We start from the raw sequence: 13,278 nt of genomic DNA, 5'->3' as shown, positions 1-13,278 counted from the left end.
GTCCGCCATGAAACACGAAACAATCGAGAAAAACGTCGGCCTGTTGCTGCTACTGATGATCCTCGCCGTGAGCGTCGGCGGCCTGACCCAGATCGTCCCGCTGTTCTTCCAGGACGTGACCAACAAACCTGTGGAAGGCATGAAGCCCTACACCGCACTGCAACTGGAAGGTCGCGACATCTATATCCGCGAAGGCTGTGTCGGTTGCCACTCGCAGATGATCCGCCCGTTTCGCGCCGAGACCGAACGCTACGGACACTACTCGGTAGCCGGTGAAAGCGTGTGGGATCACCCGTTCCTCTGGGGTTCGAAACGCACCGGTCCGGACCTGGCCCGGGTGGGCGCGCGTTACTCCGATGACTGGCACCGCGCGCACTTGTACAACCCGCGCAACGTGGTGCCGGAATCGAAGATGCCGGCCTACCCGTGGCTGGTGGCCAACCCGGTCGACAGCGGCCACACCGAAACCAAGCTCAAGACGATGCGCACCCTGGGTGTGCCGTACACCGACGAAGACATCAGCGGCGCCGTCGCTTCGCTCAAGGGCAAATCCGAAATGGACGCGCTGGTCGCCTACCTGCAAGTGCTCGGCACTGCGATCAAGAGCAAGAGGTGAGCCATGGTCGTTGAAATAAGTACTGGAATGATCCGCGGCCTGGGCACCGTCGTGGTGTTCGTGGCCTTCGTCGGCCTGACGCTGTGGGTGTTCAACGCCAAGCGCAGCCCGCAATTCGCCGAAGCGCGCCTGCTGCCGTTCGCCGATGAACCACAAGCCGAGACCCCCGAAGAATCCGCCACAAGGAGCACCCGGCCATGACCACTTTCTGGAGTACGTGGATCTGCGTACTGACCATCGGCAGCCTGATCGGCCTGACCTGGCTGCTGATCGGCACCCGCAAGGGCGAAACCAAGGGCAGCGTCGACCAGACCATGGGCCACAGCTTCGACGGCATCGAGGAGTACGACAACCCGTTGCCGCAATGGTGGTTCATGCTGTTCGCCGGCACCCTGGTGTTTGCCGTCGGCTACCTGATCCTCTATCCCGGCCTGGGTAACTGGAAAGGCATCCTGCCCGGTTATGAGAACGGCTGGACCGGCGTGCACGAATGGGAAAAGGAGATGGACAGGGCCGACGCCCGATTCGGGCCGATCTTCGCCAAATTCGCCGCCATGCCGGTGGAGGAAGTGGCCAAGGACCCGCAAGCGCTGAAAATGGGTGGGCGCCTGTTCGCCTCCAACTGTTCGGTGTGCCACGGCTCGGATGCCAAGGGTGCATTCGGCTTCCCCAACCTGGCGGACAGTGACTGGCGCTGGGGCGGCGACGCCGACACCATCAAGACCACCATCCTGGGTGGACGCATGGCGGCGATGCCGGCCTGGGGCGAAGTACTGGGGGACGCGGGGGTGAAAAACGTCGCCGCCTATGTGCGCCACGAACTGGCCGGGCTGCCATTGCCGGCGGACAACAAGGCGGATCTGCAAGCCGGACAACAAGCGTTCAGCACCACCTGCACCGCCTGTCACGGTGCAAACGGCCAAGGCACTGCTGCCATGGGCGCACCGAACCTGACGCACCCGGCCGGCTTCATCTACGGCACCAGCCTGACCCAGCTCGAGCAGACCATCCGCCACGGCCGTCAAGGCCACATGCCAGCGCAAAATGAGTTGCTCGGCAACGACAAAGTACAATTGCTAGCTGCTTATGTGTACAGCCTATCGCACGGACTGAATACACAAAACCTGCAAGTCGAAAGCAAAAAGTAATGATCCGCAACACCGGCACTACCGCATTCTTTCGAATGCGGTAGTTCCCCTCCCCTTTGCGACCCATTGTCGCACCCTTGCAAACCTCACCTTTCGAATCCCCGGATTCGGGTCTACGCTTGGTCGATGCGAACTGGCCCGTGCCGGTTCCAGGTCATCCTTGCGCGATGTGCTCGCCCCATCGGCTGACTGACAGGCCGCAAACGCTGGTAGATACCGGCTGTCGTGCCAAATGCCGTCGGTCGCCGATCAGGGCTTTTGAACACACCCCGTTACAAGTGACCTGAACCCCCTCGCTTTTTCCGTTCGCTGCGACATTTTGTCCGAGGCCATTTTTGTCCTTACGCGGCGCATGGAAAGGCCGCAGAATCAGCATTTGAACGCATTGACCCAGGTCATGGCGCGTTGCAATGACCCCCTGCTTTCTCCATACTTGCGGCCGATTTTTAATCCTAATAAAACACCCAAACCGTGGAACCTTAGAATGAGCACAGCAATCAGTCCGACTGCTTATAACTATAAGGTAGTCCGCCAGTTCGCCATCATGACGGTGGTCTGGGGGATCCTTGGCATGGGGCTCGGTGTCTTCATCGCCTCGCAACTGGTCTGGCCGGAGTTGAACTTCGGTCTGCCGTGGACGAGCTTTGGACGCCTGCGCCCGTTGCACACCAACCTGGTGATTTTTGCCTTCGGTGGTTGTGCACTGTTTGCCACTTCCTATTACGTCGTGCAGCGAACCTGCCAAACGCGACTGATTTCCGACAGCCTCGCAGCCTTCACCTTCTGGGGTTGGCAAGCTGTGATCGTCGGCGCCATCGTTACCTTGCCGCTGGGTTACACCACCACCAAGGAATACGCTGAGCTGGAATGGCCGCTGGCTATTCTGCTGGCCATTGTCTGGGTCACCTACGGCCTGGTGTTCTTCGGCACCATCGTCAAGCGCAAGACCAAGCACATCTATGTGGGCAACTGGTTCTACGGTGCCTTCATCGTCGTGACCGCGATGCTGCACATCGTCAACCACATGTCGCTGCCGGTCAGCCTGTTCAAGTCCTACTCGGCCTACTCGGGCGCGACCGACGCGATGATCCAGTGGTGGTACGGCCACAACGCCGTAGGCTTCTTCCTGACCACGGGCTTCCTGGGGATGATGTACTACTTCGTGCCGAAACAGGCCGAGCGTCCGATCTATTCCTATCGCCTGTCCATCGTGCACTTCTGGGCGCTGATCACCCTCTACATCTGGGCCGGCCCGCACCACCTGCACTACACCGCACTGCCGGACTGGGCTCAGTCCCTGGGCATGGCCATGTCGATCATCCTGCTGGCGCCAAGCTGGGGCGGCATGATCAACGGCATGATGACCCTGTCGGGCGCCTGGCATAAGCTGCGCACCGACCCGATCCTGCGTTTCCTGGTGGTGTCCCTGGCGTTCTACGGCATGTCGACCTTCGAAGGTCCGATGATGGCGATCAAGACCGTCAACTCGCTGTCGCACTACACCGACTGGACCATCGGCCACGTACACGCCGGTGCACTCGGCTGGGTAGCGATGATCTCGATCGGCGCGATCTACCACATGATCCCGAAACTGTTCGGTCGCGCGCAGATGCACAGCATCGGCCTGATCAACACGCACTTCTGGCTCGCGACCATCGGTACCGTGCTGTACATCGCCTCGATGTGGGTCAACGGCATTACCCAAGGCCTGATGTGGCGTGCAATCAACGATGACGGCACCCTCACCTACTCGTTCGTCGAAGCGCTGCAAGCCAGCCACCCTGGCTTCATCGTTCGCGCCCTGGGCGGTGCATTCTTCGCCGCCGGCATGCTGTTCATGGCCTACAACGTATGGCGTACCGTACGCGCCTCGAACCCGGCTGAAGCCAAAGCCGCCGAACAGATTGCCGTAGTTGGAGCTCACTGATGAAGCATGAAGCAGTCGAGAAGAACATTGGCCTGCTGGCCTTCTTCATGGTTATCGCCGTCAGTGTCGGCGGCCTGACCCAGATCGTTCCGCTGTTTTTCCAGGACGTCACCAACAAGCCGGTCGAGGGCATGAAGCCCCGCCCTGCCCTTGAACTGGAAGGCCGGGACGTGTACATCGCCAACGGTTGTGTCAGCTGCCACTCGCAGATGATCCGCCCGTTCCGTGCTGAAACCGAACGTTACGGCCACTACTCGGTCGCCGGTGAAAGCGTGTGGGACCACCCGTTCCTGTGGGGTTCCAAGCGCACCGGTCCGGACCTGGCCCGTGTCGGCGGTCGTTACTCCGATGACTGGCAGCGTGCGCACTTGTACAACCCGCGCAACGTGGTGCCTGAGTCGAAAATGCCGGCCTACCCGTTCCTCGTGGAAAACAAGCTCGACGGCAAAGACACCGCCAAGAAAATGGAAGTGTTGCGCGCGCTCGGCGTCCCTTACACCGACGAAGACATCGCCGGTGCCAAGGATGCCGTGAAGGGCAAAACCGAAATGGACGCGCTGGTGGCATATCTGCAAGGCCTGGGCACCATCATCAAAAGCAAACGGTGATCTAAATGGATATCGGGATGATTCGTGGCCTGGGCACCGTCGTTGTGATGGTGGCCTTTGTCGGTCTGGCCTTGTGGGTGTTCAGCCCCAAGCGCAAGTCGGAGTTTGAAGACGCCACCTTGCTGCCTTTCGCGGATGATCCCGAAGCCATCAAGCACGTCGAGCAAGCTTCTAGGAGTAACAAAGAATGACTACATTCTGGAGTCTGTATGTCACAGTCCTCAGTCTCGGTACGATCTTTTCCCTGACCTGGCTGCTGCTGTCGACCCGCAAGGGCCAGCGCACCGAGTCGACCGAAGAGACGGTTGGCCACTCCTTCGACGGGATCGAGGAGTATGACAACCCCCTGCCGAAATGGTGGTTCATGCTGTTCGTGGGCACCATCATCTTCGCCCTGGGCTACCTGGTGCTGTACCCGGGCCTGGGTAACTGGAAAGGCCTGCTGCCGGGCTACAACTACCTCGATAACGAGAAGCAGACCGCGTTCGCCAACGGCCAGACCGGTTGGACCGGCGTTCACGAATGGGAAAAGGAAATGGCCCGCTCGGACGCCAAGTTCGGTCCGATCTTCGCCAAGTTCGCTTCCATGCCAATCGAAGAAGTGGCCAAGGATCCACAAGCGCTGAAAATGGGTGGCCGCCTGTTCGCCTCCAACTGCTCGGTCTGCCATGGTTCCGACGCCAAGGGTGCCTACGGCTTCCCTAACCTCACCGACGCCGACTGGCGCTGGGGCGGTGAAGCGGAAACCATCAAGACCACCATTATGGGCGGTCGCCACGCGGTGATGCCGGCGTGGGCCGAAGTGATTGGCGAGCAAGGCGTGGCGGACGTTGCCGCTTTCGTCCTGACCAACCTCGATGGCCGCAAGCTGCCGGAAGGCACCAAAGCCGACCCGGTTGCCGGTGGCAAGCTGTTCGCGGCCAACTGCGTGGCTTGCCACGGTCCGGAAGGCAAAGGTACTCCGGCGATGGGCGCACCCAACCTGACCCACCCGGCCGCGTTCATCTACGGCTCGAGCTTCGCTCAACTGCAGCAGACCATCCGTTACGGCCGTCAGGGCCAGATGCCTGCGCAAGAGCAAATGCAGGGTAATGACAAGGTTCACCTGCTGGCCGCTTACGTCTACAGCCTGTCTCATGGCGAGAAGGCACCAGTGGCGGACGCCCAGTAAGGCATACGCCTGACGCGAAAACGAACGGCCCCGCCAATGAAAAATGGCGGGGCCGTTTTGTTTTGGGCGCCTGTTTCATAATCTGAAACCTATATTCGATGGGACTGCGGGCCGGTCAGGGGTAATGTCGTCTGACCTGGCAACCTGCATGAGGCGGGCTGGCCAGGACAAGGAAGTTAAACGTCATTACACAAGGAATGCATACCATGTCTGATCAAGAACACATCGTCGACGACTGCAGGGGCCCGGTAATACCCGAGCCTACCAAAGAAGAAATCGTACCGACCGTTGAGCGCGTCATCACCGAGTGCGAGATACCCGAGGTGCCTGCACCTGAGAAACCTGCGCAGCGTCGTGCCAACTTTGCCGCCCCCACCGAAGGCGAGGGTAGCGGGCACGAAAGCTCGTGGCGGATTGACTAACCTTAAGCCGTGACCCGTGAGCGCAGCGGACATCCGCTGCGCTCCGAAGCCAGGCCGTGCAATACCGGTGAGCTATAGTCAATTGACCTGCATCATGTTTTGTTACATTCGCTACACCATTCGGTTTTTTTCCCCAACGCGACCAAAGGTCGCACCCTTGAGCTAGAGCGACAGGCGTATCATTGCGCCACTGCAACACCTCTTTTTGACCGCGGTCGGCACGTACTGACCGAGGCATTTTTCCACTGCCGTGGGATGCAATGATGAGCAACCAGATTCCGGTACACGACGTCACCCCACCCAACAAGAACGCGAACAACAGCGTCGACCTCTACGCCTCCAGGGAAAAAATCTACACCCGCGCCTTCACTGGCCTGTTTCGCAACTTGCGCATGGCGGGCGGCGCTTTCCTGTTCCTGTTGTATTTCGGCACGGTGTGGCTCAACTGGGGCGGGCACCAGGCCGTGTGGTGGAACTTGCCGGAGCGCAAGTTCTTCATCTTCGGCGCCACCTTCTGGCCACAGGATTTCATCCTGCTGTCCGGCATGCTGATCATCGCCGCCTTCGGCCTGTTTTTCATCACTGTGTATGCCGGCCGCGTCTGGTGCGGCTACACCTGCCCGCAGAGCGTCTGGACCTGGATCTTCATGTGGTGCGAAAAGATCACCGAAGGCGACCGCAACCAACGCATCAAACTCGACAAGGCGCCGATGAGCGCCAACAAGTTCCTGCGCAAGTTCAGCAAGCACAGCCTGTGGCTGTTGATCGGTTTCGTCACCGGCATGACCTTCGTCGGCTACTTCTCGCCGATTCGCGAACTGGTGATCGAGTTCTTCACAGGCCAGGCCGATGGCTGGTCGTATTTCTGGGTCGGTTTCTTCACGCTCGCCACCTACGGCAACGCCGGCTGGCTGCGTGAGCAGGTGTGCATCTACATGTGCCCTTACGCACGCTTCCAGAGCGTGATGTTCGACAAGGACACGCTGATCGTCTCCTACGACCCGCGCCGTGGCGAAAGCCGTGGCCCGCGCAAGAAAGGCATCGACTACAAGGCCCAGGGCCTGGGTGACTGCATCGACTGCACCATGTGCGTCCAGGTCTGCCCGACCGGCATCGACATCCGCGACGGCCTGCAGATCGAGTGCATTGGCTGCGCGGCGTGCATTGATGCCTGCGACGCCATCATGGACAAGATGGAGTACCCGCGCGGCCTGATCAGCTACACCACCGAACACAACCTGTCCGGGCAGAAAACCCATAAACTGCGCCCGCGCCTGATCGGCTATGCCGTGGTGCTGATGGTGATGATCGGGGCGCTGGTGACCGCGTTCTTCATGCGTTCGCTGGTCGGTTTCGACGTCAGCAAGGATCGCGTGCTGTACCGTGAGAACGCCGAAGGCCGGATCGAAAACGTCTACAGCCTGAAAGTCATGAACAAAGACCAGCGCGACCACACCTATGTGCTCGAGGCCACCGGCCTGCCGGACCTCAAGCTGCAAGGCCGGCGCGAGATCAAGGTCGCGGCCGGCGATATCATCAGCCAGCCGGTGGAACTGTCGGTGGCGCCGGAACAATTGCCATCGAGCACCAACGAGGTGAAATTCATCCTCAAGGACGCCGATGACGCCAGCATCCACGTTGAAGCCAAGAGCCGATTCATCGGCCCACAAAATCGTTGAGAGAAGTGATCATGCCCGCAGCAACTGCCGCAAGTCCCTGGTACAAGCACCTTTGGCCGTGGATCATCATCGGGATCCTGGCCTGCTCGGTGACCCTGACCTTGTCCATGGTGACCATCGCGGTTAAGAACCCGGACAACCTGGTCAACGACAACTACTACGAGGCTGGCAAAGGCATCAACCGCTCCCTGGACCGTGAACTGCTGGCGCAGACCCTGCTGATGCGCGCCAGCATTCATCTGGATGACGTGACCGGTGAAGTCGACCTGCGCCTGAGCGGCAATAGCCAGCCTGCCACGCTTGAGCTTAACCTGATCTCGCCAACGCAACCGGAGAAGGATCGCAAGATCACCCTCACCCGCAGCGACACCGAACAGGGCCGCTACATCGGCCAGTTGAGCGACAAGATCGAAGGCCGCCGCTTCATCGAATTGCTCGGCAGCCAGGACGACGACATCTGGCGCATGTTCGAGGAAGAACTGGTCAACCACGACAAGGAATTGCTGCTCGGTGATGAACCGTTGCAAGGCGCGGAAGACCTGAAAAAATAAAAAGCCGCGCTTCGCGCATTCGCGGGCAAGCCCGCTCCCACAGTGATCACGGTCGAACACAGAAGTTGAGTTCACCGCCGATCCATGTGGGAGCGGGCTTGCCCGCGAAGAGGCCCTATCCGACGATAGAGATTCAGCAGTACTAGTGAATATTCCATGACCACCACCCCACTTCCCTGCTACCACTGCGCCCTGCCCGTCCCCACCGGCAGCCGCTTCACCGCCGTCGTACTCGGGGAGTCACGGGAATTCTGCTGCCCGGGATGCCAGGCCGTGGCCGAGGCCATTGTCGCAGGCGGTCTGCAAAGCTATTACCAGCATCGCAGCGAAGCCTCGGCCAACCCCGAAGCGCTGCCAGTGCAATTGGTCGATGAACTGGCGCTGTACGACCGCGCCGACGTGCAGCAACCCTTCGTTCGCCACGAAGGCGAACTGGCCGAAACCACACTGCTGATGGAAGGCATCAGTTGCGCCGCCTGCGGCTGGCTGATCGAGAAACACCTGCGCACCTTGCCCGCCGTTGCCGAAGCGCGCCTGAACCTGTCCAACCATCGCCTGCACGTGCGCTGGGCCGACGGGCAATTGCCGCTGAGCCGGATGCTCGCCGAGCTGCGCCACATCGGCTACGCCGCCCACCCCTACCAGGCCGACCGCGCCAGCGAACAACTGGCCAGCGAAAACCGCCTGGCCCTGCGCCAGCTCGGCGTAGCCGGGCTGCTGTGGTTCCAGGCGATGATGGCGACCATGGCCACTTGGCCGGAATTCAATATCGACCTCAGCCCCGAGCTGCACGCCATCCTGCGCTGGGTCGCGCTATTCCTGACCACACCGATCGTATTCTACAGTTGTGCACCGTTCTTCAAGGGCGCCATGCGCGATCTGCGCACACGACACTTGACCATGGATGTTTCGGTGTCGCTGGCCATAGGCAGTGCCTACATCGCCGGGATCTGGACCTCGATCACCGGCGTCGGCGAGCTGTATTTCGATGCCGTCGGCATGTTCGCCCTGTTTCTGCTGGCCGGGCGCTACCTGGAACGACGAGCCAGGGAGCGCACCGCCGCCGCGACCGCGCAACTGGTCAACCTGCTCCCCGCTTCCTGCCTGCGCCTGGGCGCCGATGGCCAGAGTGAGCGCATCCTGCTGAGTGAACTGCGGGTTGGTGATCAAGTGCTGGTGCATCCGGGGGCGATCCTCCCGGCCGACGGCAAAATCCTCGATGGCCAGTCGAGCATCGACGAATCGCTGTTGACCGGCGAATACCTGCCGCAGCCACGCACGCCGGGCGACGCCGTCACCGCCGGCACGCTGAATGTGGAAGGCCCGTTGACCGTTGAAGTCCTGGCCCTCGGGCATGACACCCGTCTTTCGGCCATCGTGCGCCTGCTCGACCGCGCCCAGGCGGAAAAACCCCGGCTGGCGGAAATCGCCGACCGCGCAGCACAATGGTTCCTGTTGCTGACACTGATCGCCTGCGCCTGTATTGGCCTGTTGTGGTGGGAGCTGGACCCGTCACGCGCCTTCTGGATTGTGCTGGCGATGCTGGTCGCAACCTGCCCGTGCGCCCTGTCACTGGCCACGCCGACCGCCCTGACCGCCGCCACCGGCACCCTGCACAAACTGGGTTTGTTGTTGACCCGCGGCCACGTGCTGGAAGGCCTGAACCAGATCGACACGGTAATCTTCGACAAGACCGGCACCCTCACCGAAGGCCGCCTGGCGCTGCGCTCGATCCGCCCCCTCGGCGCCCTCGGCAGCGATCAATGCCTGAGTCTCGCCGCCGCGCTTGAGAACCGCTCCGAACACCCGATTGCCCGCGCTTTTGGCCGCGCGCCCCTGGCCGCCGAGGAAGTGCACAGCACGCCGGGACTTGGCCTTGAAGGACGGGTTGGCGAACAGCGCCTGCGAATCGGCCAGCCCGGTTTTGTCTGCGCACTCAGCGGCGCGGCGGTGCCATCAATGCCGGACGAAGCCGGCCAATGGCTGCTGCTCGGCGATAGCCAGGGGCCGCTGGCGTGGCTGGTTCTCGACGACCGTTTGCGCGCCGATGCCCCCGACCTGCTGGCGGCCTGCAAGGCACGCGGCTGGCGCACCCTGTTGTTGTCCGGCGACAGCTCGCCGATGGTCGCCAGTGTCGCGGCCGAACTGGGCATCGATGAAGCCCGTGGCGGCTTGCGTCCGGACGACAAGCTGCAGGTCCTGCAACAACTGCACAAGGAAGGTCGCAAGGTGTTGATGCTCGGTGACGGGGTCAACGATGTACCGGTACTCGCCGCCGCCGACATCAGCGTGGCCATGGGCTCGGCCACAGATCTTGCGAAAACCAGCGCCGACGCCGTTCTCCTGTCCAACCGCCTCGATGCCCTGGTGCAAGCCTTCAACCTGGCGCGACGCACCCGTCGGGTGATCATCGAGAACTTGCTGTGGGCCGCGCTGTACAATGGTCTCATGTTGCCGTTCGCCGCCCTCGGCTGGATCACGCCGGTGTGGGCTGCGGTCGGCATGTCGCTCAGTTCGTTGACCGTGGTGCTCAACGCCCTGCGCCTGACTCGCCTGCCGAGCGCGCCGGCTGCACGCACCACGCCAGAAACCCGCCCGCTGCCGGCCTGAGCCGCGCGGGCATGGAGTCCAGATGCCAGCTCTCTACGTGATGATTCCGGCCGCGCTGTTGATCGTGGCCATTGCTGTCTACATCTTCTTCTGGGCAGTCGACAGCGGTCAGTACGACGACCTTGACGGCCCGGCCCACAGCATCCTGTTCGACGACCAGGATCCGAACCACACTGCGGCGGTCGACGAGGCCAGCGGCCATCCGCCCAAACCCGACGACAAGGCGCCGCCCCATGCTTGAATTGGCGCCGCTGCTGGTGTCGGCGGTCATCCTTGGTCTACTCGGTGGCGGTCATTGCCTGGGCATGTGCGGCGGCTTGATGGGCGCTTTGACCCTGGCCATCCCCAAGGATCAACGCAGCCGGCGCTTTCGCCTGCTGCTGGCGTACAACCTGGGGCGCATCCTCAGCTACGCCGCTGCGGGCCTTTTGATCGGCCTGGCCGGCTGGGCGGTGGCCAACAGCCCGGCGGCGATGTTCATGCGCGTGCTAGCCGGACTGTTGCTGATCGCCATGGGCTTGTACCTGGCCGGCTGGTGGAGCGGGCTGACGCGCATCGAAAGCCTCGGTCGCGGCCTGTGGCGGCATATCCAGCCGATCGCCAACCGACTGCTGCCGGTCTCGAGCCTGCCCCGTGCGCTGCTGTTGGGCGGGCTCTGGGGCTGGTTGCCGTGCGGCCTGGTCTACAGCACCCTGCTGTGGTCGGCCAGCCAGGGCAATGCGCTGGACAGTGCGTTGCTGATGCTGGCGTTCGGGTTGGGCACCTGGCCGGTACTGCTCGCCACGGGGTTGGCGGCTGAACGAGTCACGGCGTTGTTGCGTAAACGCAGTGTGCGCATGGCGGGCGGGTTGTTGGTGATGTTGTTTGGCATCTGGACTTTACCGGGGCCGCATCAGCATTGGCTCATGGGGCATTAGATCGGCGGTGATCCCATCGCGGGCAAGCCCGCTCCCACAGGGTTGGCGTTGAACCACAATCCTGTGCTCACTCAAAACCTGTGGGAGCGGGCTTGCCCGCGAAGAGGCCCGCACAGACGACACAACTCTGCACCCTTGACGTAAATCAAGACCCCCAAATCCCCCACCCCCTAGACTGGCCAACACTGCCAGCCTATCCGGGGGAATGCCCGCATGATGCTCGACGCCATTCGTTGGGACACCGATCTGATCCGCCGTTATGACCTGGCGGGACCGCGCTACACCTCCTACCCGACCGCGGTGCAATTCCACAGCCAGATCAGCCCGTTCGACCTGCTGCATGCCCTGCGCGACAGCCGCAAGGCCGTGCGCCCGCTGTCGCTGTACGTGCATGTGCCGTTTTGCGCGAACATTTGCTACTACTGCGCCTGCAACAAGGTGATCACCAAGGATCGCGGCCGGGCGCTGCCCTACCTGCAGCGCCTGGAGCAGGAAATCCAGCTGATCGCCTGCCACCTCGACCCCGCGCAGAAAGTCGAGCAACTGCATTTCGGCGGTGGCACCCCGACCTTTCTCAGCCACGACGAACTGCGTCAGCTGATGGCGCACCTGCGCAAGCACTTCAACTTGCTCGATGACGATAGCGGTGACTACGGCATCGAAATCGACCCACGCGAAGCCGACTGGTCGACCATGGGCCTGCTGCGCGAACTGGGTTTCAATCGGGTCAGCATCGGCCTGCAAGACCTTGACCCGGCCGTGCAGCGCGCGGTCAATCGCCTGCAGAGCCTGGAAGAAACCCGCGCGGTGATCGACGCCGCCCGGACCCTGCAGTTTCGCTCGATCAACATCGACCTGATCTACGGACTGCCCAAACAGACCCCGGAAAACTTTGCCCGCACCGTCGACGAAGTCATCAGCCTGCAACCGGACCGCCTCTCGGTGTTCAACTATGCGCACCTGCCGGACCGCTTCATGCCGCAACGGCGGATCAATATCAACGAGCTACCGACCCCGGCGCAAAAACTGCAGATGCTGCAACGCACCATCGAGCAACTGACCGCCGCCGGTTACCGCTACATCGGCATGGACCACTTCGCGCTGCCCGACGATGAACTGGCGATCGCCCAGGAGGAATCGACCCTGCAACGCAACTTCCAGGGCTACACCACCCACGGCCATTGCGATTTGATCGGGCTGGGCGTATCGGCGATCAGCCAGATCGGTGATTTGTACTGCCAGAACAACAGCGACCTGACCCAATACCAGAACACCTTGGCCTCTGCGCAATTGGCCACCAGCCGTGGCCTGTCGTGCAACGCCGATGACCGTCTGCGCCGCGCGGTGATCCAGCAGCTGATCTGCAATTTCAGCCTGGAATTCGCCCAGATCGAACAGGCCTTCAATATCGATTTTCAAGGTTATTTCGGCGAACTTTGGCCACAACTGCAGGACATGGCCAAGGATGGCCTGATTGAGCTGGATAGCCAGGGCATCACTGTGCTGCCGGCAGGTCGCTTGCTGGTGCGCTCGGTGTGCATGGTGTTTGACGCCTACTTCGAGCAACACAGTCGCCAACGGTTTTCCCGAGTGATCTAAACCCTGCGGCAAATCCGCCGCGTGCTGGCA

General features: G+C 61.7%; 14 protein-coding genes. All 14 read left to right on the top strand.

The window, feature by feature from the left end; genetic code table 11:
• The first annotated feature begins 7 nt into the window (after nt 1–7).
• The 14 genes from ccoO (PMI35_RS20620) (at nt 8) to hemN (ending at nt 13,248) form a co-directional block, all read left to right on the top strand.
• A complete protein-coding gene (gene ccoO / locus PMI35_RS20620; RefSeq protein ID WP_008057899.1) occupies nt 8–616 on the top strand; it encodes a cytochrome-c oxidase, cbb3-type subunit II in 609 nt (202 codons plus the stop codon).
• A 3-nt stretch (nt 617–619) separates the two neighbouring features.
• Nucleotides 620–817, top strand: coding sequence for a cbb3-type cytochrome oxidase subunit 3 (locus PMI35_RS20625; protein ID WP_008057897.1), 198 nt, complete (start codon nt 620–622; stop codon nt 815–817).
• Nucleotides 814–1,764 (top strand): cytochrome-c oxidase, cbb3-type subunit III, encoded by a 951-nt coding sequence (ccoP, locus tag PMI35_RS20630; protein ID WP_008057895.1) that lies wholly within the window; start codon nt 814–816, stop codon nt 1,762–1,764. The genes PMI35_RS20625 and ccoP (PMI35_RS20630) overlap by 4 nt, the downstream gene beginning before the upstream one ends.
• Nucleotides 1,765–2,248: 484 nt before the next feature.
• Nucleotides 2,249–3,691: a cytochrome-c oxidase, cbb3-type subunit I gene (gene ccoN, locus PMI35_RS20635; RefSeq protein WP_008057893.1), complete on the top strand. Its 1,443-nt coding sequence runs from the start codon at nt 2,249–2,251 to the stop codon at nt 3,689–3,691.
• Entirely contained in the window at nt 3,691–4,299 is a 609-nt protein-coding gene (ccoO, locus tag PMI35_RS20640; RefSeq protein ID WP_008057891.1) for a cytochrome-c oxidase, cbb3-type subunit II, read from the top strand. Before ccoN ends, ccoO (PMI35_RS20640) begins: the two co-directional genes overlap by 1 nt.
• A gap of 5 nt (nt 4,300–4,304) precedes the next feature.
• Entirely contained in the window at nt 4,305–4,490 is a 186-nt protein-coding gene (locus PMI35_RS20645) for a CcoQ/FixQ family Cbb3-type cytochrome c oxidase assembly chaperone (RefSeq protein ID WP_032831505.1), read from the top strand.
• Nucleotides 4,487–5,470 (top strand): cytochrome-c oxidase, cbb3-type subunit III, encoded by a 984-nt coding sequence (gene ccoP, locus PMI35_RS20650; RefSeq protein WP_008057888.1) that lies wholly within the window; start codon nt 4,487–4,489, stop codon nt 5,468–5,470. Before PMI35_RS20645 ends, ccoP (PMI35_RS20650) begins: the two co-directional genes overlap by 4 nt.
• A 206-nt stretch (nt 5,471–5,676) precedes the next feature.
• Nucleotides 5,677–5,892 (top strand): hypothetical protein, encoded by a 216-nt coding sequence (locus PMI35_RS20655; RefSeq protein WP_008057886.1) that lies wholly within the window; start codon nt 5,677–5,679, stop codon nt 5,890–5,892.
• Nucleotides 5,893–6,155: 263 nt separating this feature from the next.
• The gene (ccoG, locus tag PMI35_RS20660) at nt 6,156–7,571 is read left to right on the top strand and encodes a cytochrome c oxidase accessory protein CcoG (protein WP_008057884.1); all 1,416 of its coding nucleotides are present in this window, start codon (nt 6,156–6,158) and stop codon (nt 7,569–7,571) included.
• Between the two features lie 11 nt (nt 7,572–7,582).
• Nucleotides 7,583–8,122: a FixH family protein gene (locus PMI35_RS20665; protein ID WP_008057882.1), complete on the top strand. Its 540-nt coding sequence runs from the start codon at nt 7,583–7,585 to the stop codon at nt 8,120–8,122.
• 156 nt (nt 8,123–8,278) lie between these two features.
• On the top strand, nt 8,279–10,732 hold the full coding sequence (locus PMI35_RS20670) for a heavy metal translocating P-type ATPase (RefSeq protein WP_008057880.1): 2,454 nt from the start codon (nt 8,279–8,281) through the stop codon (nt 10,730–10,732).
• A 22-nt stretch (nt 10,733–10,754) separates the two neighbouring features.
• A complete protein-coding gene (ccoS, locus tag PMI35_RS20675) occupies nt 10,755–10,973 on the top strand; it encodes a cbb3-type cytochrome oxidase assembly protein CcoS (protein ID WP_008057874.1) in 219 nt (72 codons plus the stop codon).
• Nucleotides 10,966–11,649, top strand: coding sequence for a sulfite exporter TauE/SafE family protein (locus PMI35_RS20680; RefSeq protein ID WP_008057873.1), 684 nt, complete (start codon nt 10,966–10,968; stop codon nt 11,647–11,649). Before ccoS ends, PMI35_RS20680 begins: the two co-directional genes overlap by 8 nt.
• Before the next feature lie 216 nt (nt 11,650–11,865).
• Nucleotides 11,866–13,248, top strand: coding sequence for an oxygen-independent coproporphyrinogen III oxidase (hemN, locus tag PMI35_RS20685; RefSeq protein WP_032831509.1), 1,383 nt, complete (start codon nt 11,866–11,868; stop codon nt 13,246–13,248).
• Nucleotides 13,249–13,278: the final 30 nt, after the last annotated feature.

This window comes from Pseudomonas sp. GM78, assembly GCF_000282475.1.
GTDB lineage: Bacteria > Pseudomonadota > Gammaproteobacteria > Pseudomonadales > Pseudomonadaceae > Aquipseudomonas.
This window is presented reverse-complemented; position numbering and strand designations above follow the sequence as displayed.